Origin of the sequence: Microbacterium sp. UFMG61, from assembly GCF_015354505.1 — a bacterium.
Classification (GTDB): domain Bacteria; phylum Actinomycetota; class Actinomycetes; order Actinomycetales; family Microbacteriaceae; genus Microbacterium.
The window spans coordinates 141,154-164,039 of record NZ_JACAFP010000003.1; the positions used below are offsets into that span (position 1 = coordinate 141,154).

The window sequence follows — 22,886 nt, forward strand, 5'->3', positions numbered from 1 at the left end:
GTTCTCAGATTTTGCTCACACGCCGACTCGGGCGGATACTCGACCCATCCACGCCCTACCGGGCGGAGGAATCGACATGCACAGCACCCCTTCTCTCGCCCCTGAAACGACCATCGCCATCGTCGGCGCCGGACGTCTCGGCGGCGTACTCGCACGTGCGCTCCGCACGGCGGGCTTCGTCGTCATCGGACCGCTTCGTCGGGACGACCGGGTTCCGGATGCCGACATCGCGCTGCTCTGCGTTCCGGATGCCGCGATTCCTGCCGTGGCCTTCGCCGTCAGGCCTCATGTTCAGCTCGTCGGCCATGTCTCGGGGGCGACACCGCTCGCGGACGTCGACTTCAGCATCCATCCGCTGCAGACGTTCACCGGTCGTGAGGCGCCGGTGGTCTTCCGGGGTATCGGTGTCGCCGTCGACGGACGCACCCCCGAGGCGCTGGCGGTCGCCGAGGAGCTCGCGACGGCGCTCGGTGCGCACCCGTTCCGCGTCGACGACGACCACCGCGCGGAGTATCACGCCGCCGCATCGTTCGCCTCGAACTTCGTTCTCACCGTGCTCGACGCGGCAGAGCGGCTCGCGGCCCCGGTCGGGGTGCACCGTGCGCACTTGGCTCCGCTCGTGCGGCAGACGGTCGAGAACTGGACCGCATCCGGGGCGGCGGCTGCACTCACCGGGCCCATCGTCCGCGGAGACGAAGACACCGTCGCGCGGCAGCGCGCGGCATCCGCAGAGTTCACCGACCTGTTCGACGCGCTCGCCGCAGCGACTCGAGACATCGCCCACCCGGGTACTTCCTCCGAGGAGAGACGCGCATGAAGATACTGCGAACGATCGCCGAGGTGCGCGCGGCGGTTCGCGCAGCCCGCGCCGAGGGCGAGACCGTCGGCCTCGTGCCGACCATGGGCGCCTTCCACGAGGGACACTTGTCGCTCATGCGACAGGCCCGCGCCGAGAGCGATCTTGTCGTCGTCTCTCTGTTCGTGAACCCGACCCAGTTCGGCGCGAACGAAGACCTCAGCACGTATCCGCGCGATGAGGCCCGCGACGCGGCGCTCGCCGAAGTCGAGGGCGTCGACATCCTGTTCGCGCCGGCCGCCGCCGAGATCTACCCCGACGGCTTCGCCACGAACATCCACGTCGCGGGAATCACCGAGGTGCTCGACGGTGCCATCCGCGGCGCCCATCACTTCGACGGCGTCGCCACGGTCGTCACCAAGCTGTTCGGCATCGTGACGCCCGACGTGGCCTACTTCGGCCAGAAGGATGCCCAGCAGGTGCTCGTGGTGCGTCGGGTCGTGCGCGACCTCGACCTCGACGTGCGCATCGAGGCGTGCCCGATCGTGCGCGAGCCCGACGGCCTCGCCATGAGCTCACGCAATGTCTATCTCGACGCGGATGCTCGCGCGCAGGCATCCGCGCTGAATCGGTCGATCGATGCTGCGGAGGCAGTCCTCGCCTCCGGACAGAACGATGGCGAGAGCATCCGCGCTGCTGCCGACCGGGTGCTCGCGGACGCGTCGATCGATGTCGAGTACCTGGAACTCCGGGATGCCGAGACGTTGCAGCCCGTGGACGCGGTCGAGCGTGATGCACTTCTGCTGGTGGCCGCCCGCGTCGGCGCCGCCCGTCTGATCGACAACCACCTGCTGAGAGGGGTCGCCTCATGAGCGCCCACGCCGCACCGACCACCCGCCTGACGCTCGGCGACATCGCGAAGAAGAAAGCGTCCGGCGAACCGATCGTCATGGTCACGGCGTACGACTACCCCAGTGTGCAGATCGCCGATGAGGCCGGTGTCGACATGGTGCTCGTCGGCGATTCCGGCGCGATGACCGTGCTCGGCTACGACAGCACCGTGCCCGTCACGACCGACGAGATGCTCATGCTCACCCGGGCGGCGCGCCGCGGGCTCACGAGGGCTCTGCTCGTGGGCGACCTGCCGTTCGGATCGTACGAGGCCTCCGACGAGCTGGCCATCGCGACCGCGCAGCGCTTCGTCAAAGAGGCGGGGGTCGACCTCGTCAAGATCGAGCGCGGGGGAACGACCGTCGAGCGTGCACGTGCCCTGGTGAACGCCGGCATCCCGGTCGTGGGTCACGTCGGCCTCACACCGCAGACCGCCACCGCACTCGGCGGATACCGCGCCCAGGGCCGCACCGCCGAGGCGGCGCTCGCCGTGATCGACGACGCCCTCGCCCTGCAGGACGCCGGAGTCTCGTTGATCGTGGTCGAAGCGGTGCCCTCGCAGGTCATGGCGGCGCTCGCTCCGCTGCTGCGGATTCCGACCATCGGCATCGGAGCGGGTCCGGATGCCGACGGCCAGGTGCTCGTCTTCCACGACCTGCTCGGAATCTACGATGGCCCCGCCGCGAAGTTCGTCAAGCGCTATGCCGACGTACGAGGCGTGTCCGTGGACGGTGTCTCGGCCTACGCCTCGGAGGTGCGCTCGGGGGCGTACCCGGCACCCGAGCACGGGTATGGCATGCCCGATGACGAGGCCACACGGCTGCGGGAGATGCTCGCGGCGCGCTAGCTTCCGTGCCGTCGGGCGCGGGCGGTGCCCGGGGTCCCGGTTGCGGTTGGTGCTATCCGGGGCAGGTCGCGCCGCAGGCATCCACTGTGGCATCCGCACGAGCCCGCAAGGCATTCCGAGATACCGCACGTCGGGGGAACGGGCCTCGATATCGTCCGCCGTGAGGCCCCGCGACCGCAGGGCGGAAGGCGAGTCCTGCAGTGGCCGATATCTTCACCGAGATCACGATCCAGAGTGTCTCGGCATTCATCGTAGGCGGCGCCGTCGCCGCGATTCCGCCGATCGTGCAGCTCGTCCGGCGCCGTCGCGGGCATGACGGGTCGGGTGTCGACGATGGTGGTGTGCCCATCTTCACCGGTTCGTCGCTCGAGGGTGTGACGATCGACAACAGCCGCCGCGTCGACAACAGCGACCACAGGATCGACAATCGCAGCATCGTCATCAACCACATCCGCGAGTCCGGAGGGATGAAGGATGCTGCGCGCGGCGGAGTACCCGACGACAGCATCTGGCTGATCGTCGTCGCGTTCGCCGCCGCAGCCGCGCTGTTCGCCAACTACTACCCGATCGTGAGCTGGTTCTCGCTCGGGGCCGGGGTGGGGTTCGCCGTGACCGCGGTGCTGAGTGTCGTGCGCGCGGTGCGATGGCAGCTGTGGGGACGCGGAGCGGCCATCGTTCTGACCGAGGCCGTCCTGGCCATCATCGCCGTGATCTGGACGTGGGTCGCGGTGTTCTCCTCCGAGCACGAGGGAGCGACGCTCGAGACGCTGCGTGCGCAGATGGCCGTCGAGGTCGCGCACTCACCGATCACGCCGGGACCGCTCGAATGGGTGCAGCGCCACATCCTCGCCCCGGTCGGAGCCTTCGTGGAGATCGCCTTCTCGGCCGGGCAGATGATCTTCCTGATCTCGCTGTTCGGGGCTTTCGTCGTCTCCTTCATGGTGATGCTGCTCGTATGGTCGCGCCTCTACGACTGGTACGTCTACCTGGGGTTCCTGTTCGGCGTGGGCAGTCGATGGGCGGCGAAGCGAGCGGAACAGCACAGGCGGCTCACGATCGCGGATCTGTGGATGATCCTGCTCATGGTCGCCATCGCGATCTTCTTCGCGAGCGGCGCCTTCGTGGGGCTGGCCGACGTCGGAATGCAGCCGCCCGCACCCGCGGGTGGTTGAGCGTCGGGCGCCTCGCTCTTCCTCGGTCTCGACTGCCGTCGGCCGCCGTCGGCCGCCGTCGGCTCCTCCGTGTGGGGCGGCCTTCCCCCTATTGGGCGGAACTCTGAGCCGTCAGCATCCGCCCATCGCGGAGTTCGCCGCCCATCACCGAGGCCCCGCCCATCACCGGGGCCCCGCCCATCACGGGGGTCCCCGCCGATCGCGGTGGCCGCCGCGGGCGCCAGCGCGTGGGAGGCCTTCTCCCTGTCGGGCGGAACTCTGGGGCGTCAGCATCCGCCCATCGCGGAGTTCGCCGCCCATCACCGAGGCCCCGCCCATCACCGGGGCCCCGCCCATCACGGGGGTCCCCGCCGATCGCGGTGGCCGCCGCGGGCGCCAGCGCGTGGGAGGCCTTCTCCCTGTCGGGCGGAACTCTGTGGCGTCAGCATCCGCCCATCGCGGAGCTCGCCGCCCATCACCGAGGCCCCGCCCATCACCGAGACCCCGCCCGCGAGCCCCGCGCGCTACTGCGCTCGGTGCACCCGCAGCACGAGTGCGATCAGCGCGAGCACGATGACGACCGCGCCGTAGCCGACGCACACGGTCTCGAGCCCGAGGGGTCCGACGAGGGTGCCGGCGATGACCGTCGGCACGCCGAATGCCGAGTAGGCGAGCACGTAGATCACCGCGAATGTGTCGGCGCGTTCCGTGGCGGGAATCCGCGGGGCGAGCGAGGCGACGACGCCCGAGAACGCGGTGCCGAAGCCCATGCCGGTGACGGCGGTCGCCGCGAGGTAGAAGGGGAGTGACGCCGCGCTCAGGGCGACGAGCGAGAGGGCGGTGCCGACCGCGAGGGCGGCGGTGCCGAAGATCACCGTCGTGCGAGGGCTGCGGTGGCGCATGATGAACGCCGTGATCGCGCCGACGCCGGCGAGCATCCCGACCGCGAGGCCCTGCCACGAGTGCGCCTCACCGCCGAGCTCGGTGTGCACGATGGTGGCGCCGAGCGACAGGAACAGTCCTCCGGTCGCCCAGCCGGCGATCACGGCGGGAGCGCCGCGCCAGAAGTCGCCGCGCACGCTGCCGGGGATCGAGAGCCGGAATCGCAGGGATGCCCACGCACCGGGTCGCCGCGGCGCCGTCTCGGGGGCGAGAAGGAACAGGCCGGCGAGCACCAGGTAGATCGCGGTCAGAGGTGCGAACACGTCGAGCAGCGGTTCGCCCGTGAGATCGAGGGCGATGCCGGCGAGGATCGCACCGAGTCCGAGGCCGATTCCGGGGCTCAGGGCGTTCCAGAGTGCGGCGACGCGGGCTTTTCCTTCGGGGGCGAGATCGAGCGCCGTCGCCGACAGGGTCGAGATGAGCACGCCGCTCGCCGCCCCCTGCAGGATGCGCGCGAGCACGAGGGTCGCCACAGTGTCAGCATGCCAGAACAGAATCATGCTCGTGGTGAGAAGCAGGAACCCGGCGATCGCGACCGGGCGGCGGCCGATGTGGTCGGAGAGCGATCCCGCGCTGAGCAGGGCGAGGAGGAGTGCGATCGCGTAGACGGCGAAGATCGCGCTGATCACGATCGAGTCGAACCCGATCTCGGCGGCGAGCACGGGATAGAACGGCGATGGAGCGCTCGCGCCGACCATCATCGCGATCTGGGCCACGATCGCGAGGGCGAATCCGAAGCGCGAGCGGCGGACGGATGCTGTCGCGACGGGTGTCGGGGCGGTCAGCGTCATGCGTGCTCCTGATGTCGGGGATGCCTGAGTTCGATAATCATCGAACTGTTGGAGCGTACTCGCCTTCGCGCGATTGTTCAACTATTCTCGAACCATGCCAGGCGACCTCCCGCACCCGGATCGCTCCGAGATCCAGCTGACAGACGTGCTCTTCGCGCTCAGTGACCCCGAGCGGCTGGCGATCACGAGGCAGCTCGCGGACGGTCCGCTCGATATGGCCGAGTGCCATGCCACCGATCCGAATCTGCCGAAGTCGACCAAGTCCCACTTCATGAAGGTGCTGCGCGAGGCGGGCGTGATCCGCAACGAGCCGAACGGGCGGAGGCGGATGCTCACGCTGCGTCGCGACGACCTGGATTCGCTGTTCCCCGGACTTCTGGAGTCGGTGCTCCGGGGGTAGGTCGGCATCGTTCTCGCGTGCTCGCGTGCTCGCGTGTTCGCGTGTTCGCGTGCTCGCGTGCTCCCGTGTTCGCGGCCTTTCTCGGGGCATCCCGAAGTTCCGGAATCCATTAGTACATATCTTCGAAACTCGGCGTGTACGCGGGTAAAATCGAGATATGTCGAAGTTGGTCGGTCTGCACGAGGCGATGTCCCGCCTCGATGAGGTGTGGGCGGATTCCAGCTCGGCGTCAGGTCTCTCCCGCGAGCAGTTGCTGGCGATGAACACCGCGATCGATGCGATGAAGCGGCAGTTGGATGCCGTGCACATCGACGTCGCCGCGCGCATCGCCTCGGAGTCGCGCGCTGAACTCGGTGCCGGTGGCCTCGCGAAGCAGCAGGGGTATCGTTCGGCCGCCAGGCTGATCTCATCGACGACCGGCATCTCGTTCGCTGAGGCCTCGAGAGTGATCAGGGTCGGCGAGGCGACTGCGCCGCGCGCTGATCTGCTCGGATCGCCGTTGCCGGCTCGGTATCCCCTCGTGCGCGCGGCTCTGCTCTGCGGGCGGCTCAGCGTGCAGGCTGCGGCGCTGATTCTTGCGCTTCTCGAGCGGTGCCGGGTCGCGGTCGGCACACAGAAGGTCGCCGAAGCCGAGAAGACCCTCGTCGACGCGGCTGTCGACCTGCCGCTCGATGACGTGCGCACGATCGTCGATCGGGCGGAGGGGTGGCTCGACCCCGACGGCAGCGCACCTCGCGACGAGGAGCGACGGTCGCGGCGATCGTTGACGATCTTCGAGCGTGACGGCATGGTGCATCTCAACGGGCGATTCCACCCCGAGGCTGCCGCACCCCTCGTGGCGGCGATCCGCGGGTACGTCACGGCCGCCTTCGCAGCGCGCAAGGACGAGCCGGCTGCTGAGTCGCCGGATGCCGATCGTCGCAGTGTGGCGATGCTTCAGGCCGACGCGCTGGCACTGTTCTGCGCACACGTTCTCGGCTGTCGGGATGAGCGGATGCCGCTGGCCGGCGCCACCGTCGTCGTGCGCGTGACCCTCGATGACCTGCAGTCCGGGTGCGGAACGGCCGAGATCGACGGTATCGGTCAGAAGATCAGCATCGGTGCCGCGCGCAGGATGGCGGCGAGCGGTGGGATTATACCCTGTGTGCTCGGCGGTGACAGTCAGATCCTCGACTGGGGCCGCGAGAAACGGCTCTTCACGAAAGCCCAACGACTGGCCCTCGTCGAACGCGACGGCGGATGCGCGATGTGCGGGCTTCCGCCCGAGATGACGAAGGCGCATCACATCAGGTGGTGGAGTCGAGACGCGGGGTCGACCGATCTGTCGAACGGCCTGCTGCTGTGCGAGACCTGCCATCACCGGATCCATGACAACGGCTGGGAGATCCGCATCGACGGAGTGGGTGTCGCGGCGAAGGTGTGGTTCCTTCCGCCTGCCTACGTCGACGCGGAGCGCCGGCCCCGGCTGGGCGGTAGGGCCCGATTCGATGTGGCCGCATGAGCGCCGTCGATGTCGTGTGCTCAGCGGAGATACGAGGCGCCGTTGAGGTCGAGAACGGCGCCCGATGCCCAGACGGCGCCCGGCGACGTCAGATAGGCGACGGCGTCGGCGACCTCGGAGGCGGTTCCCACACGGCCGAAGGGGCTCTGGCCTCGGATGCTCTCGCCCTGAGCGCCGGCGAGCTTCTCGGCCTGTCGTTCGGTCGCGATCATCCCGGGGGCCACGGATGTGACCGCGATGCCGTGCGGCGCGAGTGTCAGAGCCAAGGACTGGCCGAGCGCCTGCAGCCCGGCCTTCGTGGCTGCGTACGCGGGATGCTCGGCTTCACCGCGGAATGCTCCGCGCGAACCGATGTTGACGATCGCTCCGCCCCTGCCCTGGGCGACCATCTGCTGGGCGACGAGCATCGTCAGGTTCGACGTGCCGATCAGATTCACCGACACCATGCGCGACCACGATTCCTGCCAGTGCGCATACGTGGTCGTGTCGATGCGGTGCGCGTTGGCGCTGCTCGGTGCGATCGCGGCGTTGTTGACCAGAATGTCTATGGATCCGAGGGTGCTGACGGCGCTGTCGACGATCTGCTCCGCTGCGGCGGGGTCGCTCAGATCGCCGACCACCAGCGCGTGCCCGGTACCCGCGAGAGACGCCAGCGTCTCCTCGGCGGCTGCGAGATCGGAGCTGCAGTGCACGGCCACGCGATCTCCATGCCGGGCGAGAGTCTGGGCGATGGCGCGGCCGATGCCGCGCGAGCTTCCGGTGACGAGGGCGGTCGCCATGTCAGGACGCGACCTGCGTGCGACCGTCGGAGCGCGGAGGCTCGATCTCGGCCCAGACGGAGTCCAGTGAGAGATGCAGTACCCCGGCGACGGCGGCGATGGTCGAGAACGACGGAGTGGCGACGCGGCCCGACTCGATCTTGCGCAGAGTTTCGGGCGAGATGCCGGCATCGAGGGCCACGCTCAGCATCGACCGTGAACCACGCGCCCGACGCAACAGGGCGCCCAGGCGCTCGCCGCGTTCGACATCGGCGGGGGTGAGCGGAAGACGAACCATCATGTGCCCATACTAATACCGGGATAGTATTACCGGTCATGATCGAAATCCTCACCACGGAACAACTCCACAGAGCACGTGAGACGGGTGCGCTGGTCGGCTCGATACTCCAGAACCTCAAGCGGCGGGCTGTCGTCGGGGTGAACCTGCTCGACCTCGATCGGTGGACGAAGCAGCTCATCGAGAACGCGGGGGCCGAGTCCTGCTACGTCGATTACGCGCCGTCGTTCGGGCGCGGACCGTTCGGCCACTACGTGTGCACGGCGGTGAACGACGCGGTGCTGCACGGGATGCCGCACGACTACGTCCTCGCAGACGGCGATCTGCTGACGCTCGATCTCGCCGTGACGCTGCAGGGCGTCGCGGCGGACGCGGCGATCAGTTTCGTGGTCGGGTCGCATCCTGCCGCAGAAGACCTCGCGATGATCGCCGCGACGGAGCGGGCGCTGGCGGCGGCGATCGCGGCCGCACGGCCGGGTGCCCGCATCGGAGACCTCTCGCACGCGATCGGGACTGTGCTGTCGGCGGCCGGGTACCCGATCAACCTCGAGTTCGGCGGGCACGGCATCGGGTCGACGATGCATCAGGATCCGCATGTCGCGAACGACGGGCGCGCGGGGCGGGGCTACCGGTTGCGGCCCGGACTCGTGCTGGCGCTCGAACCCTGGGTCATGGCCGACACCGACGAGCTCGTGACCGATGCCGACGGGTGGACGCTCCGCAGCGCGACCGGATGCCGCACGGCGCACACCGAGCACACGATCGCGATCACCGAAGACGGCGCGGAGATCCTGACGCTGCCGCGCTGATCCTGACGCTGCCGCGCTGATCGTGACGGTCCCGCGCTGATCGCACCGGCCCTCAGCGTCCGCGCGAGCGGCTCCGCACCCGACGGGCGGCGCGGCCGGCGAAGTCCTTGAATCGGCCACCGGGCCAGACGCGGCGCAGCTCGACCGACCCGCCGCGGGTTGCGACCGGGGTGCACGTGCGACCGGCCAGCAACGGCGAAGGGCCGGCGCCGGCGAGGGTCGAGGCATCCGATTTCAGCGGTACGTCGAACGTCCACCCGGCCCTGCGCACCTTGGCGACGAGTCGAGCGCCGCGGGTCTGATCCGCCGGCCCGAACACTTTGAGGGGGTCTATCGCGAACGTCACCGAGGTCCGGTCCTGCAACGACGATGCGGCGATCCGGCGCTCGTCGCCCGTCGCGGTGTCGCGCAGGAAGAGCTCGATCTGATCATTGCCGAGCTCGCGACCCGCGAGCAGAAGGCCGGAGGGCAGATCGGCCCCTGAGAACGGCAATGACGTCAGCCGCCCCGAACCCGGTTCGAAGACGAGAGCGTCGGCGCCGTCGCGGGTGACCGCGACGCGAACCGCCAGATGCAGGCCTCCACCGCGAGACCAGCGCGCCTCCGTCACCTCTGCGCGGCATGTCATCTCGGATTCGAAGCGCGCGAACTCGACCAGATCGTCGCGGCGGTTCGCTCGCAGCAGCGCGGCACGGATGCGCTGCGGAAATGCCAGGCCGCCGTCGACGCCCGGCCCGAAGCGACGCTGCGCGAGAGGAGTGACGACGTCGAGGAGTCGAGTCCGGTACTCGGCGGGGTATGCGACCATGCGCTTGCCCGACAGTCGCTTGAGGATCTTGCCGCGGAACCAGTGCCGCAGCAGGCGGTCGCGCAGTCGGCCCGGCGCCGTGTACTCCTCGACGAGATCGAGCACCGCCCCGAGATGCGGGAAATACGACTCCGGGTCGATGCGCGACGAGCTGGCGCTGCCGGGCTGCTTGACCCACGCGTAGCAGGGCTCACTCGCGAAGATCGAGATCGTCTCGGCCTCGAAATACGCCCGCATCACAAACAGGTGGTCCTCGAGGCGCACCTTGCCCTCGGGGAAGCGGATCCCGCGATCGCGCAGGAAAGCGGTGCGGAACATCTTGTGCGGCGTGAGCATCTCGAGCAGCGGGTCCTCGCCGAGGCGCGCGTTCGGCACATCCCGGCGGAAGATCCTGCTCGGCAGTCGGCGACCGATCCCGACCTCCTTGCCGACGACCACATCCGACCCGTGGGCATCGGCGAAGTCGCACAGTCGCTCGAGAGCGGAGTCGAACAGCCAGTCATCCTGATCCACGAACTGCACGTACGTGCCACGCGCCGCCTCGACGCCGCGGTTGCGGGGCGTGCCCGGCCACCCGGAGTGCGGCAGATCCAGCACCCGCACGTACGGCCGGTCGGCGGCGATCGCCGCGAGCTGCTCGCGCGTCGCGTCGCCGGATCCGTCATCGCACAGCAGCACCTCGAACAGCGACGCGTCGAGAGTCTGCCGATCCAGCGAGGCGATGAGCGCGTCGATGGCCTTCCCGGGCTGGAAGACGGGAACGACCACACTCACACGCAGATTCGACATCTTCGGTAGTCAAACACCGAGACCTGTGGAGCACACGGGGGTTGCTTTCAGGCACGCGTGCGTGAAAAAGCTCGAATTCCCACCCCGCACACAGCCTTAACGATATATCGTTGACTATCGCTCACCACTCCAGGGAGGTCACCATGAACAACGCATTCCCCTCGAACCCCTTCGGCGGATCCGGCTTCGGTGCAGGCTCCGGGGGTCCCGCATCCGCGATCTTCGATGCCATGGACCAGCTCCGCAAGAGCTTCGAGAAGTCCTTCGAACAGCGCCCCAGCGGCGGATCGCGCATGGCCAAGGGAGACGTCCGCACCGCCGTGCTGTCGCTGCTCGCCGAGAGGCCCATGCACGGCTACCAGATCATCAACGAGATCGCCGAGCGCAGCGGCGGATCGTGGAAGCCCAGTGCCGGCTCGGTCTACCCCACCCTGCAGCTGCTCGCCGACGAGGGCCTCATCGAAGCCGAGGAGCAGAACGGTCGCAAGACCTACTCGCTCACCGAGGCGGGCCGCGAGGTCGCGGTCGAGAGCACCGAGACCCCCGCGCCGTGGGAGTCGCAGCCCAAGGGCGAGAGCCTGCACGATAACCCCCGATACAGCGCACTCCCCAAGGCGGGTGTCGACCTCGCCGCCGCCGCGGCTCAGGTCGGACGCAGCGGCAGCCCCGAGCAGGTGCAGCAGGCGGTCGACATCCTCGACGAGGCCCGCCGTAGGCTGTACACGATCCTCGCTCAGGACTGATCGCACACGACCCAGGGGACACACATGACGGATGCCGCGGCGCAGGGCGCCCATCGCGCCCGATACCGCCGCATCCTGTCGTTCGCGGCGCGCGAGTTCATCAAGATCTGGTGGTTCGAACTCGTGCTGCCGCGCTTCGGCATGACGTCGATCGCCGAGCGCACGCGCGGCCCGCGGATGCAGCGTTTCGCGAAGCGCTTCCACGTGCTCGCCGTCGAGCTCGGCGGCCTCATGATCAAGGTCGGACAGTTCATGTCCTCGCGCCTCGACGTGCTGCCGCCCGAGATCACGAAGGAGCTCGAGGGACTGCAGGACGAGGTGCCCGCGGTGCCGTTCGCCGACATCCGTGCTGCCGCCGAGGCCGAACTCGGACATCCGCTCGAGCAGGCCTACGCATGGTTCGACGAGACGCCCGTGGCCGCAGCATCCCTCGGGCAGGCGCACCGCGCGCGTCTCGCCGCGCAGGATGCGGTCGACACCGGTCTCGGCAACGTCATCGTCAAGGTGCAGCGCCCCGGCATCGACGAGATCGTCGCGGTAGACCTCGCGGCGCTGCGTCGCGTGGCCCGCTGGGCGATGCGCGTCAGGCTCGTCAGCGACCGGGTCGACGCCCCCGGCCTCGTCGAGGAGTTCGCCGAGACGAGCCTCGAGGAGATCGACTACCTGCATGAGGCCGCGAGCGCCGAGCGGTTCCGCGAGAACTTCGCCGCGGATCCGCGCGTCGACGCCCCCGAGATCGTCTGGGAGCGATCGACTCGTCGCGTGCTCACGCTGTCCGACGTCACGGCGATCAAGATCAACGACACGGATGCTCTGCGCGCGGCGGGCATCGATCCGGCCGCCGTCGCCGACGCGTTCGCCGAGGTCATGTTCGACCAGGTCTTCACGCACAGCTTCGTGCACGCCGACCCGCACCCGGGCAACATCTTCGTGACGCCCGAGGCGGCATCCGACACCGGGCAGAACTTCCGTCTCACGTTCATCGACTTCGGCATGATGGCCGAGGTCCCCGACAACCTGCGCGACGGACTGCGGATGCTGCTCATCGCGGTGACCGCGCGAGACAGCCGCGGACTCGTGAAGGCGGCGCAGGAGATCGGCGTGCTGCTGCCCTCCGCCGACACCGCCGAGCTCGAACGGGCGCTCCGGGCACTGTTCTCCCGCTTCGGCGGCATGGGCTTTGCCGAGCTCGCGACGGTCGATCCGCGCGAGTTCACGGACTTCGCCGACGAGTTCGGCGACATGGTGCGCTCGCTCCCGCTGCAACTGCCCGAGAACATGCTGCTGCTGATCCGCGCGGTGTCGCTGACCTCCGGCATGTGCTCGAGTCTCGACCCCACCTTCAATGTGTGGGACGCCGCCGAGCCCTACGCCGGTCGGCTGCTGCGCGACGAGTCGGGCAACCTCATGCAGGACATGGCTCAGCAGGCCATGGAGACCGCCGCCGTCACCTACCGTCTGCCCAAGCGCATCGACGCGATCATCACCCGCGTCGACGACGGCAACGTCACGTTCGACACATCGGCCCTCGAACGCCGGCTCGACCGCCTCGAGGGCATCGCCCGCCGCATCGGATCCGGCGTGCTGTTCGCCGCGATGCTCGTCGGGGGAGCGCTGCTCCTCCCGTCGATCGCCCCCCTCGGCATCACCCTCCTCTGCGTCTCGGCGCTGCCCCTCTTGCACTCGGTCTTCGGCGGACGTCGCCCGCGCTGACGGCGAGCGGACCCGCTCGGAAAACCCGGAGCATCCGGCATCCGCGCGGCGCGTCCGAGCCCGACGCGCCGCGGATCGACCGAGTGATCTGGGTTTTCCCGCCACAGCCGCAGAATGCCGGCATGGGAGAATGGGTTCCCATGGACACTCCGGACGATAAGACGCCCCCGAGGAACGACGCTCCGAAGACCTCCACCGCCGCGATCGGGCAGGCCGCCAAGGCCACCGAGGCCGCCCAGAAGATCGTCCGTGACATCGTCGCCGTCCCGCCGCGCGGCGTGCATCCGGCGCTCGTCCCGGGCGTCTCGGTCGAGGAGACCGGCCGCACGTACCGCACCGACAAGCTCGTCTTCGGAGTCGCTGCCGCTCTGACCGTCGCGTTCATCGCGTGGGGCGTGTTCGCGGGCGACAACCTCTCGGGCACCACCTCGACCGTGCTCGCCTGGGTGGTCGAGTACTTCGGCTTCTTCTTCACGACGATCGCCACCGTCATCCTCGTCTTCATGCTGTTCATCGGCTTCAGCCGCTACGGGCGCATCCCGCTCGGCCGCGATGACGAAGAGCCCGAGTTCTCGATGTTCTCGTGGATCTCGATGCTGTTCGCCGCGGGCATGGGCATCGGCCTCGTCTTCTGGGGTGCCGCCGAGCCGCTCACGTTCTTCGAGAGCCCGCCGCCGGGCACGGTCGAGGCCGACACGCTCGACGCGATGCACACCGCGCAGGCGCAGGTGCTCTACCACTGGGGCCCGCAGGCCTGGGCGTTCTACGCGCTCGTCGGCGGCGCGATCGCCTACGGCGCTTTCCGCCGCGGACGCACCCCGCTGATCTCGTCGATCTTCGCGCCGCTGCTCGGCGAGGGCCGCACCGCCGGACCCCTCGGTCGCACGATCGACATCTTCTCGATCATCGTCACCCTGTTCGGCACCGCCGCCTCGCTCGGCCTCGGCGCCCTGCAGATCGGCCACGGCGTCGAGATCGTCAGCGGCATCGGCGAGCTCGGCAACGGCGTGCTCATCGCCGCGATCGCCGTGCTCACCGCGTGCTTCATCGCCTCGGCCGTGTCCGGAGTCTCGAAGGGCATCCGCGCACTGTCGAACATCAATGCCGTCGTCGCGCTGCTGCTCGCCTTCTTCGTGTTCTTCGTCGGCCCGACGCTGCTCATCCTCAACGTCATCCCCTCGGTCGCCGTGCAGTTCCTCGGCGACCTGCCCGAGATGGTCGCCCGTTCGGCGTCTCAGGGCGACGAGGCGCAGATGTTCCTCTCGAGCTGGACGATCTTCTACTGGGCCTGGTGGATCTCGTGGTCGCCGTTCGTCGGCATGTTCATCGCCAAGATCTCGCGCGGCCGCACGCTGCGCCAGTTCGTGTCGGTCGTCATCGTCGTACCCGCGGTCATCTCGCTCGTCTGGTTCGCGATCTTCGGCACCACGGCGATCCAGCAGCAGATGGACGGCGCGAACCTCACGGTCGACCCGCCCGAAGAGGTGCTCTTCGGCGTGCTCGAGAACCTGCCGTTCCCGCTGATCACGAGCATCGTGCTCATCCTGCTGATCGCGATCTTCTTCATCACCGGGGCGGACTCCGCCTCTCTCGTGATGGGAACACTGTCGCAGCAGGGGCGGCCCGAGCCGTCTCGGTGGGTCTCGGTCGTCTGGGGTGTGCTGGTCGGAGTCATCGCCGCCGTGCTGCTCGTGTCGGGTGAGGAGGGCAGCGGCCTCAAATCGCTGCAGAACGTCACGATCATCGCGGCGCTGCCCTTCGCGGTCATTATGGCGTTCATGATGGTCGCGTTCATGAAGGACCTCCGTCGCGATCCGATGATCCTGCGCGAGCGGTATGCCCGCATGGCTGTGCGCCACAGCGTCATGTCGGGGCTCGAGGAGTACGGCGATGACTTCGCGCTCGTGCCCGTCGCCTACGACCATTCGGAAGACGACCTCGACTGGATCGACGAGGCCGACGTCGACGACAGCCTCGCCGAGGTCTACGCGACCGCGACCGAGGCCATTGACATCATCCCGGACGCCGGGACCAGGGCGGATACCAGGGCCGAGTCGGATTCGGATGCCACGGCGGATGCGGAAGCTACGGCGGATGCGGATGCCACGGCGGATGCGGATGCCACGGCGGATGCGGATGCCACGGCGGATGCGGATGCGGGAACCGTGGGGGGTGCGGCTGCCGGTGCGGATCCCGGCGCTTCCGACCTCAGGTGATGGGCGTCGTCGTCTCCGCCGCAGGCTTCCGCTCCTCGTCCGAATCCACCACCTCGACCGGCTCCGCCGCGGCGTCGGTGATCCGGGCGGCCATGCCCGCGAAGATGAAGCCGTGGAACGGTAGCACGCCCAACCAGTACAGGCGTCCGGCCAGTCCGCGGGGGAAGAACACCGCGCGCTGCTCGTAGCGCGCCCCCGCGCCGTCGGGCAGTGCCCGCAGCTCGAGCCATGCCTCGCCCGGCACCTTCATCTCGGCGCGCAGCCGCAGCAGTCCGCCGCTCGCGGGCGATGCCTCGGTCTCGCGACCCGGCTCCTCGACGGCCTCGACGCGCCAGAAGTCGATCGCATCGCCGACGCGCGCCGCCGTGCGGCTGCGGCGCCCCCGGCGCAGTCCCACGCCGCCGACCAGGCGGTCCATCCACCCGCGCACGGCCCACAGGAACTTCGACGAGTACCACCCGTTCTCGCCGCCGATGCCGATGATCACGCGCCACAGCCCGTCGACGGGGGCCTTCGTGCGCAGTGATCGGGCGTCCGTGAACACTGTGCGTCCCGCCCACTCCGGGTCGCTCGGCAGCGGATCACTCGGAGCGCCCGAGACCTCGGCATCCTGCCAGCTCGTCTCGATCGTGTCGGCATCCACGCGTCCCAGAGCCATCGCGACCGCCCGCCGATACGGGGTGAGTCCCTTCTCGGGCCTCGGGATGAGGTCGTCGACCGCGTGGTCCTTCACGATGCACTCGTTCTGCAGCGAGGCGACCAGCGGGCGGGCGATCGAGCGCGGCACCGGCGTCACGAGGTTCACCCAGTGCGAGGCGAGTCCGGGGGTCAGCACCGGCAGCGAGGCGATCGCGCGCTGGCGGAGTCCGGCCTCGAGGGCATAGCCGTTCATCATCTGCCCGTAGCGCAGCACGTCGGGGCCGCCGATGTCGACCGCGCGATTCACGGAATCGTCGACGCGGGCCGCGCCCAGCAGATAGTGCAGCACGTCGCGCACGGCGATGGGCTGGATGCGGTTGCGCACCCACTTCGGTGCGGGCATGTACGGCAGCACGTCGGTGAGGTGGCGGATCATCTCGAACGAGGCCGACCCCGAGCCGATCACGACGCCGGCCTGCAGCACGAGCGTCGGCACCCCGGACTCGAGGAAGATCTCGCCGACCCGCACCCGCGAGCGCAGGTGGGGCGAGAGCTTCGCGTCGTCGGGATGCAGTCCGCCGAGATAGACGATCCTGCGAACACCGGCCTTCGCCGCGGCATCGGCCACCGTCGTCGCCGCCCGCTCGTCGCTCTCTTCGAAGCCCTTGCCCGCGGTCATCGAGTGGATCAGGTAGTACACGACGTCGACGTCGCGCATGGCCTCGGCCACGGCATCCGCGTCGTCTGCGGATCCCTCGACGATCTCGCAGTCCGAACCCCAGGGGAAGGATGCCGCGCGCGCGGCGTCGCGGGCGAGCAGTCGCACCCGGTAGCCGGCGTTCACGAGCCGGGGTGTGAGCCGCCCGCCGATGTAGCCGGTGGCGCCGAGCACGAGGGCGCGAGGTGCCAACCCGTCGTCGCGGGGGTGTGCGCGGAGGGCGTCTTCGTGCCCGGTGGGCTGGGTGAGCTCGGTCATGTTCCCGAGCGTAGGCGCGAAGCCTGAGTTTTTCACTAGGTTGGTATATGACTAGTTCATCTAGTAATCTTCTGCCCGAGGAAGGTGATGACATGACCGTGACGACGGAGACCCGCACGAGAACCCGCCGTTCCGCGCGCCCCACGCTTCTCGCGCCGGACTCTGCCAGCCTCGCTCCGGTCTCGGCCCGAGACGCCGTCGGGCGCTCGACCGGTATCGAACCCGTCGCGATCGGCGTCGCCCGCTCACCCCTGTGGACAGCGCTCGGCATCGCGGGACTCGTCTCGCTCATCGCGGCAGGGTCGCTGCCGCTGATCGCCGACCTCCTGTCCGTGCCGCTCTGAGGCGCCGGAAGACCAGACAAGACCACCCAGACCACCGTTGGAAGAGAGAAAGGCCCCCCATGGGACTCGATGACAAGATCAAGAACGCCGCCCAGGACCTCACCGGCAAGGCGAAGGAAACCGTCGGCAAGGTGACCGACAACGAGAAGCTCGAGGCCGAGGGTCGCGCCGACCAGGCCAAGGCCAGCGTCAAGAAGGCCGGCGAGAACGTCAAGGACGCGCTCAACTGAGAGCCGTCACAGTGTGCGGGGAGGCGACGACTGTCGCCTCCCCGTCGTCTGTTCCCGCACGTGGTCTCGCGCGGGAGCGAAAGAGGGAAGAAGGCAAGGCGCCATGTCGGAAACCGTGAAGAAGGACTCCCTGTGGAGGCGCCTCGGGCGCCGCCTGGGACTCGTCAAGGATGATGAGCTCCGTCGTCTCACCGTCGACGACGTGACGGTCGTCGATCGGCCGATGCTCCGCCGCGCGGTGGCCGGCACCGTGGTCGGCAACCTCATGGAGTGGTACGACATCGGGGTCTACGGATACCTCGCGGTCATCATCGGACGCGCGTTCCTGCCGGATGCCTCGGCCGGCGCGCAATCGCTGTTCTCGCTCGGCGTCTTCGCCGTGACCTTCGTCGCCCGCCCGCTCGGCGGCATCGTGCTCGGTCAGCTCGGCGACCGCATGGGCCGCCAGCGCGTGCTCGCGTTCACGCTCATCATGATGGCCGCCGCCACGTTCCTCATCGGTGTGCTGCCCGACTTCTCGGTCATCGGCGTCTGGGCGCCCATCCTGCTCATCGTGCTGAAGCTCGCGCAGGGCTTCTCGACCGGTGGCGAGTACGCCGGCGCCACGACCTTCATCACCGAGTACGCCCCCGACAAGCGGCGCGGCTTCTACGCCTCGCTGCTCGACCTCGGCTCGTACATGGGCTTCGCGATCGGTGCCGCCTTCGTGTCGATCCTGCAGCTCACGCTCTCGGCCGAGGTCATGCAGGGCTTCGCGTGGCGCATCCCGTTCCTCGTCGCCCTGCCGCTCGGACTCATCGCGATCTACTTCCGCCTCAAGATCGAAGACACCCCGGCCTTCCAGGAGGCGCAGGATGCTGCGCAGCGCGCCTCCGACGACGCGAAGGAGTCCGCGGATGCTCCGAAGGGCGTCATCGCGCTGATCCGCGCCTACTGGCGCGAACTGCTGACGGCCTTCGTGCTCGTCGCCGCGGCGAACACGGTCGGCTACGCGCTGACCTCGTACATGCCGACGTACCTCACGGGAACCCTCGGCTACGACGAGGTGCACGGCACGCTGCTCACGCTGCCGGTGCTGATCGCGATGGCACTCAGCATCCCGCTCACCGGAAAGCTCTCCGACCGCATTGGCCGCAAGAAGGTGCTGTTCATCGGATCGGTCTCGGCGATCGTGCTGGCCGTGCCGTCGTTCCTGTTCATGATGCACGGCGAGATCTGGTCGACCCTGCTCGGACTCGTGCTGCTCGCCTTCCCGGTGACGTTCTACGTGGCGAACCTCGCCTCGTCGCTGCCCGCGCTCTTCCCGACCTCCTCGCGCTACGGCGGCATGGGCATCTCGTACAACCTCGCGGTCGCCCTCTTCGCCGGTACGGCTCCGGTCGTCATGGAGGCGCTCGTGCAGCTGACCGGCTCGTCGCTCGCCCCGGCGTTCTACGTCATCGGCACGTCGATCGCCGGCTTCATCGCCGTGGTCGTGCTCAAGGAGTCGGCGCGCAGGCCCCTGCCCGGCGCGATGCCGAGCGTGCAGACCATCGAAGAGGCGATCGAGCTGGTCGAGACGCAGGAGGAGAACCCCGACCTCGACCTCGACGAGCTCTTCCCCGAGCGGCTCGAGAACGCGAAGTATGCGGCAGAGCTCGCCGAGCAAGTGCAGCAGCAGGCTCAGGCAGCCGAGCAGGCAGAAGGTCAGGCAGAGAAGGCCTGACCGATCCGTCGGGGACCGGTCGTTCTTCGGCCGGTCCTCGGCGGCTACTCGCCCGCGCCCTCTGACTCCTCGTGCGAGCGGATGACGTCGCGAAGCTCCTGGTCGAGATCCGATGCCTCCTCGATCGCCGAGGTCATGCCGGCGAGGAACCGCGTGACGATCGCGCGCTCCGCATCGCTCATCTCGTCGACGAGCGCGAGCATCCGGCGGTGCATGGCCCCCAGGGTCTCGCGCACCTCGTCGTCGCTGCTCACGGTCGGCACCACGACGCCGGCGCGGCGGTCGGTGGGGTGCGGCTCGCGGCGGGCGTGGCCGCCCTTCTCGAGGCGGTCGATGAGGGTGGTCGTGGAGGCTGTGGAGATGTCGAGCACGCGGGCGAGATCGATCGGACGCACGATGCGTCCGGCGCGCTGCTCACGCAGCAGGAAACGCAGTGCGATGAGGTCGGTCTCGTTCATCCCCATCGACGCCCGGGTGCGCGCGCGCATCGCGGTCTCCGCAGCGCGATAGCGGCGCAGCATGTTCAACACGTCGACGGTGCTGGCGGTACTCGATTCGGGGTACCAGTAGCCGGATCTGCCGAACTCTTCCGGAGCGGTCATCATGCCACCTCGCCCTTGTCGCTCAGGCCCTCGTGCTGTTCGCGCTCGAGCATCTCGATCGCGCCCGATTCGACCTCGGAGGGCACGATCTGCAGGATGCCCCCGGTGATCGCATCGTGTTCTGCGGTGACGATCTGGTCGAGCCGCCACTCCGGAATGGAGGGGAAGCGCTCGCGGAGACGTTCGAGCATCTCGGCGTACAGGATGTACCCCGCCTCCTCGAGAGTGAATCGCTCGATCATGACGTCCTTTCCGACAGGAATCCATCTTCGCATCCGAACGTCCGGAGTCGTGCATTGCATTTGCTAGTCTGACTCGTTACGCGTCTTTCGAGTAGCATGGAAGGGTCAGGGGGTGACGAATGGCCGGTACAGTCCGCGACGCCACGCGCACGATCACGTCGGATCTCATCATGAGAGTCGACGAACTCCGTCGCGCCGAAGCGCAGTTCGCACGACGCCTCTCCGCCGTCCGTGCTCCGAACGACACCGACCGCGAGGCCATGCGCTTCATCGCGGAGGCCACCGACGACGCGCCGGCGACGCCGGGTGGGCTCGCCGCACACCTGGGCGTGAGCACGGCGGCGGTCACGAGCATCCTCCGTCGACTGCAGGACCGCGGGCAGGTCGTGGTCGCGCAGCACCCGAGCGACGCGCGATCCAAAGTGCTCCGCCCCTCGCTGCGTGAAGCGGATGCGGCAGCCGACGACCTGACGCAGCGCATCGAGTCGATCGCGAGCGAGTTCACCCCTGATCAGACCGACGTCGTGGCTCGTTTCCTCCGTCGTCTCACGGAAGAGATCAACGACCTTCCGTGACGCCGATCGACGTCTCTGTTAATCCGCCTTTGCTAAATAGCTAGGTAACCTAGTAATCTTTCTCTGAAGCCATTCGCTTGCGGTCCCCGCTGACGAATCGTCTGCGATGAGGAGGAATCATGGGTTACCTGTCCTACGGAAACACGACGACGCCGATCGAGATCGGTGACGAGCTGATCGCTCACCTGCGCACGGTGATCGTCACTAAGCTCCGGCGCAACGAGTCCTTCCCCCTGACCATCGAAGCCTCGTCGGGGGTGGCCGAGACGCTGTGGATCCACGCGTCGATTCCCCTCCGCTTCGTCATGGAAGAGGACGATCACTCCCTCGACCGTTCGCTGCTGGTCTCGATGATGAATGCCGCGAACTCCGCCCGCGGGCTCGATCTCACGACCGACGAGTTCTCATCCGCACTGCAGGTCACCCGCGGTCTGCACGCCCTGAGTGCATGAGCCATGTCGACACGCATACGCAAGGCCGCGAAGGCGGCCGCCAGCTCGACGGCTAAGAAGGTCGGAGCATCGGTCGCACCGCGCGGCCTCTGGGTCGAGGTCGATCCCGGATTCCACGTCGGCAACGATCGGCGTCAGTTCCTCGGGTCGATCACCGGGACGCCGGGCGAGGGCTTCAGCGCCTTCGGGCCGAGCTCGGAGTTCGTCGGCCGCTTCGACGAGCTCGACGAGGCCAAGGAGGCCGTCATCATGGCGGCCGGCGCGATGGCATCGTCGATCGCTCCGGAGTCGCTGGTCTAGGTCCGATCGAGAACCGCATCACCACGCGAACGCCGCCCCATCGGGGCGGCGTCTCTGCGTTCGGTGCGCTGCTCCTGCTGTCCGCGACCTGGTTCCTGAGCCCTCGAGGTTGCGTGTACGATCGTACGCATGACTTCCGCCGAATCGATTCGACGACCAGCTCCCGACCGGGCTGTGCGGCGCGCGCGCATCGCCGTCTCGGCGCTGTTCCTCACCAACGGCGCCCTCTTCGCCAACATCCTTCCGCGGTATCCCGAGATCAAGTCCGCGCTCGGCCTCGACAACGTCGGCTACGGTCTCGCGATCGCCGCCTTCCCCGCGGGGGCCATCGCCGCAGGTCTTCTGGCTGCGGTGCTGATCCGACGGTTCGGCTCGGCCAAGATCGCCGTCATCGGCACGGTCGCCACGGGGCTCGGTCTGCTCGCTGCGGCGCTCGCGCCGTCCGGCATCCTGTTCGCCCTGGCGCTGCTGCTCGGTGGAGCGTCCGATGCCATCACCGACGTCGCGCAGAACGCGCACGGGCTGCGCGTGCAGCGTCGGTTCGGTCGCTCGATCATCAACTCGTTCCACGCGATCTGGTCGATCGGCGCGGTGATCGGTGGGGGAATGGCCGCCGCCGCGATCGCACTGCAGCTGCCTCTGGGCGTGCACCTCGGCATCTCGACGGCCGTCTTCGCGACCGTCGCGATCACGGCGCTCGCGTTCTGCCTGCCCGGGGGCGATGAAGAGGCGGATGCCGAGGCGACCGCCGATCCCGTCGAGCTGCAGGCGGCCGTGCGCCGGGGCATCACGCCGCGCATCGTGTTCGCGGTGATCGCGCTCACGCTGATCGCGATGGCGGGGGCGATCGCCGAGGATGCCGGCAACTCGTGGGCGACGCTGTATCTGTCGGAGTCGCTCGGGGCGGCGGCGGCGGTCGCGCCTCTCGGCTTCATCGCCCTCGTCGGAGCGCAGTTCATCGGGCGGATGCTCGGCGACGGCATGACCGACCGCTTCGGCCAGCGCGCCGTCGCCCGGGTCGGCGGCCTCATCGCGACGGCCGGCATGACGCTTGCGCTGCTCTTCCCCAGCGTGCCGGGCACGATCGCGGGCTTCGCGGCCGTGGGCTTCGGCATCGCGACGCTCATCCCGGCGGCGATGCACGCGGCGGATGAGCTGCCGGGACTGCGGGCCGGTGTCGGGCTCACGATCGTGTCGTGGCTGCTGCGGCTCGGGTTCCTGCTGTCGCCGCCGTTCGTCGGGTTCATCGCCGAGAACGAGAGTCTGCGCGCCGGGTTGATCGTCGCTCCCGCGGCCGCGTTCGTCGCGGTGCTGCTCGCCGGAGTGCTCGAGGGTCGCAAGCCACGGGGCTGAGTGGTGACCCCCGCG

General features: G+C 68.7%; 24 protein-coding genes. 17 read left to right on the forward strand and 7 right to left on the reverse strand.

All coding sequences use genetic code 11. From position 1 onward, the window contains the following. The first annotated feature begins 76 nt into the window (after positions 1 to 76). The 4 genes from IXW21_RS04400 (at position 77) to IXW21_RS04415 (ending at position 3,706) form a co-directional block, all read left to right on the forward strand. Positions 77 to 817: a Rossmann-like and DUF2520 domain-containing protein gene (locus IXW21_RS04400; RefSeq protein ID WP_194763051.1), complete on the forward strand. Its 741-nt coding sequence runs from the start codon at positions 77 to 79 to the stop codon at positions 815 to 817. Further along, positions 814 to 1,668, forward strand: coding sequence for a pantoate--beta-alanine ligase (gene panC, locus IXW21_RS04405; protein WP_194763052.1), 855 nt, complete (start codon positions 814 to 816; stop codon positions 1,666 to 1,668). Before IXW21_RS04400 ends, panC begins: the two co-directional genes overlap by 4 nt. Next, positions 1,665 to 2,534, forward strand: coding sequence for a 3-methyl-2-oxobutanoate hydroxymethyltransferase (gene panB, locus IXW21_RS04410; protein WP_194763053.1), 870 nt, complete (start codon positions 1,665 to 1,667; stop codon positions 2,532 to 2,534). The genes panC and panB overlap by 4 nt, the downstream gene beginning before the upstream one ends. A 200-nt stretch (positions 2,535 to 2,734) precedes the next feature. Next, a complete protein-coding gene (locus IXW21_RS04415; protein WP_194763054.1) occupies positions 2,735 to 3,706 on the forward strand; it encodes a hypothetical protein in 972 nt (323 codons plus the stop codon). Between the two features lie 503 nt (positions 3,707 to 4,209). Here the strand turns inward: IXW21_RS04415 and IXW21_RS04420 are convergent. After that, positions 4,210 to 5,418 (reverse strand): MFS transporter, encoded by a 1,209-nt coding sequence (locus IXW21_RS04420; protein WP_194763055.1) that lies wholly within the window; start codon positions 5,416 to 5,418, stop codon positions 4,210 to 4,212. Positions 5,419 to 5,512: 94 nt separating this feature from the next. On the opposite strand from IXW21_RS04420, the gene IXW21_RS04425 reads away from it, so the two are divergent. Together IXW21_RS04425 and IXW21_RS04430 are read left to right on the forward strand one after the other, a co-directional pair. After that, positions 5,513 to 5,818 (forward strand): ArsR/SmtB family transcription factor, encoded by a 306-nt coding sequence (locus tag IXW21_RS04425; protein ID WP_194763056.1) that lies wholly within the window; start codon positions 5,513 to 5,515, stop codon positions 5,816 to 5,818. A gap of 157 nt (positions 5,819 to 5,975) precedes the next feature. Continuing rightward, complete coding sequence (locus IXW21_RS04430) at positions 5,976 to 7,319, forward strand: HNH endonuclease signature motif containing protein (protein WP_194763057.1); 1,344 nt, start codon at positions 5,976 to 5,978, stop codon at positions 7,317 to 7,319. 20 nt (positions 7,320 to 7,339) lie between these two features. Here IXW21_RS04430 and IXW21_RS04435 read toward each other — a convergent pair whose 3' ends face one another. After that, positions 7,340 to 8,098: an SDR family NAD(P)-dependent oxidoreductase gene (locus IXW21_RS04435; RefSeq protein WP_194763058.1), complete on the reverse strand. Its 759-nt coding sequence runs from the start codon at positions 8,096 to 8,098 to the stop codon at positions 7,340 to 7,342. Between the two features lies 1 nt (position 8,099). Further along, positions 8,100 to 8,375: a helix-turn-helix domain-containing protein gene (locus IXW21_RS04440; protein WP_194763207.1), complete on the reverse strand. Its 276-nt coding sequence runs from the start codon at positions 8,373 to 8,375 to the stop codon at positions 8,100 to 8,102. A gap of 38 nt (positions 8,376 to 8,413) precedes the next feature. Between IXW21_RS04440 and map the strand changes: the two genes are divergently transcribed. Continuing rightward, a complete protein-coding gene (gene map, locus IXW21_RS04445) occupies positions 8,414 to 9,184 on the forward strand; it encodes a type I methionyl aminopeptidase (protein ID WP_194763059.1) in 771 nt (256 codons plus the stop codon). Between the two features lie 52 nt (positions 9,185 to 9,236). Here the strand turns inward: map and IXW21_RS04450 are convergent, their stop codons facing one another. After that, complete coding sequence (locus tag IXW21_RS04450; protein WP_194763060.1) at positions 9,237 to 10,781, reverse strand: glycosyltransferase family 2 protein; 1,545 nt, start codon at positions 10,779 to 10,781, stop codon at positions 9,237 to 9,239. Between the two features lie 143 nt (positions 10,782 to 10,924). Between IXW21_RS04450 and IXW21_RS04455 the strand changes: the two genes are divergently transcribed. The 3 genes from IXW21_RS04455 (at position 10,925) to IXW21_RS04465 (ending at position 15,453) form a co-directional block, all read left to right on the forward strand. Then, positions 10,925 to 11,524, forward strand: a complete 600-nt coding sequence (locus tag IXW21_RS04455) for a PadR family transcriptional regulator (protein ID WP_194763061.1) — start codon at positions 10,925 to 10,927, stop codon at positions 11,522 to 11,524. Between the two features lie 24 nt (positions 11,525 to 11,548). Then, complete coding sequence (locus IXW21_RS04460) at positions 11,549 to 13,237, forward strand: ABC1 kinase family protein (RefSeq protein WP_194763062.1); 1,689 nt, start codon at positions 11,549 to 11,551, stop codon at positions 13,235 to 13,237. A gap of 140 nt (positions 13,238 to 13,377) precedes the next feature. Then, complete coding sequence (locus IXW21_RS04465) at positions 13,378 to 15,453, forward strand: BCCT family transporter (RefSeq protein ID WP_228528163.1); 2,076 nt, start codon at positions 13,378 to 13,380, stop codon at positions 15,451 to 15,453. Here the strand turns inward: IXW21_RS04465 and IXW21_RS04470 are convergent. Further along, positions 15,446 to 17,068 carry an SDR family oxidoreductase gene (locus IXW21_RS04470; RefSeq protein ID WP_194763063.1) on the reverse strand — a complete coding sequence of 541 codons (1,623 nt, stop codon included), beginning with the start codon at positions 17,066 to 17,068 and terminating at the stop codon, positions 15,446 to 15,448. The genes IXW21_RS04465 and IXW21_RS04470 overlap by 8 nt on opposite strands. A gap of 92 nt (positions 17,069 to 17,160) precedes the next feature. On the opposite strand from IXW21_RS04470, the gene IXW21_RS04475 reads away from it, so the two are divergent. The 3 genes from IXW21_RS04475 (at position 17,161) to IXW21_RS04485 (ending at position 19,347) form a co-directional block, all read left to right on the forward strand. Continuing rightward, a complete protein-coding gene (locus IXW21_RS04475) occupies positions 17,161 to 17,412 on the forward strand; it encodes a hypothetical protein (protein ID WP_194763064.1) in 252 nt (83 codons plus the stop codon). A gap of 59 nt (positions 17,413 to 17,471) precedes the next feature. After that, positions 17,472 to 17,642 carry a CsbD family protein gene (locus IXW21_RS04480; RefSeq protein WP_194763065.1) on the forward strand — a complete coding sequence of 57 codons (171 nt, stop codon included), beginning with the start codon at positions 17,472 to 17,474 and terminating at the stop codon, positions 17,640 to 17,642. Positions 17,643 to 17,745: 103 nt separating this feature from the next. Beyond that, positions 17,746 to 19,347 carry an MFS transporter gene (locus tag IXW21_RS04485; RefSeq protein WP_194763066.1) on the forward strand — a complete coding sequence of 534 codons (1,602 nt, stop codon included), beginning with the start codon at positions 17,746 to 17,748 and terminating at the stop codon, positions 19,345 to 19,347. Positions 19,348 to 19,391: 44 nt separating this feature from the next. Here the strand turns inward: IXW21_RS04485 and IXW21_RS04490 are convergent, their stop codons facing one another. Beyond that, a complete protein-coding gene (locus IXW21_RS04490) occupies positions 19,392 to 19,949 on the reverse strand; it encodes a MarR family winged helix-turn-helix transcriptional regulator (protein ID WP_194763067.1) in 558 nt (185 codons plus the stop codon). Then, the gene (locus IXW21_RS04495; protein WP_194763068.1) at positions 19,949 to 20,191 is read right to left on the reverse strand and encodes a hypothetical protein; all 243 of its coding nucleotides are present in this window, start codon (positions 20,189 to 20,191) and stop codon (positions 19,949 to 19,951) included. Before IXW21_RS04495 ends, IXW21_RS04490 begins: the two co-directional genes overlap by 1 nt. Before the next feature lie 119 nt (positions 20,192 to 20,310). Here IXW21_RS04495 and IXW21_RS04500 point away from each other — a divergent pair, with 119 nt between their 5' ends. From IXW21_RS04500 to IXW21_RS04515, 4 genes are all read left to right on the forward strand, one after another. Next, a complete protein-coding gene (locus tag IXW21_RS04500; RefSeq protein ID WP_194763069.1) occupies positions 20,311 to 20,766 on the forward strand; it encodes a MarR family winged helix-turn-helix transcriptional regulator in 456 nt (151 codons plus the stop codon). A 119-nt stretch (positions 20,767 to 20,885) separates the two neighbouring features. Next, a complete protein-coding gene (locus IXW21_RS04505) occupies positions 20,886 to 21,218 on the forward strand; it encodes a hypothetical protein (protein WP_194763070.1) in 333 nt (110 codons plus the stop codon). A 3-nt stretch (positions 21,219 to 21,221) separates the two neighbouring features. Beyond that, complete coding sequence (locus tag IXW21_RS04510) at positions 21,222 to 21,518, forward strand: hypothetical protein (protein ID WP_194763071.1); 297 nt, start codon at positions 21,222 to 21,224, stop codon at positions 21,516 to 21,518. Positions 21,519 to 21,647: 129 nt separating this feature from the next. Beyond that, a complete protein-coding gene (locus IXW21_RS04515; RefSeq protein ID WP_194763072.1) occupies positions 21,648 to 22,871 on the forward strand; it encodes an MFS transporter in 1,224 nt (407 codons plus the stop codon). The last annotated feature ends 15 nt before the right edge of the window (positions 22,872 to 22,886 follow it).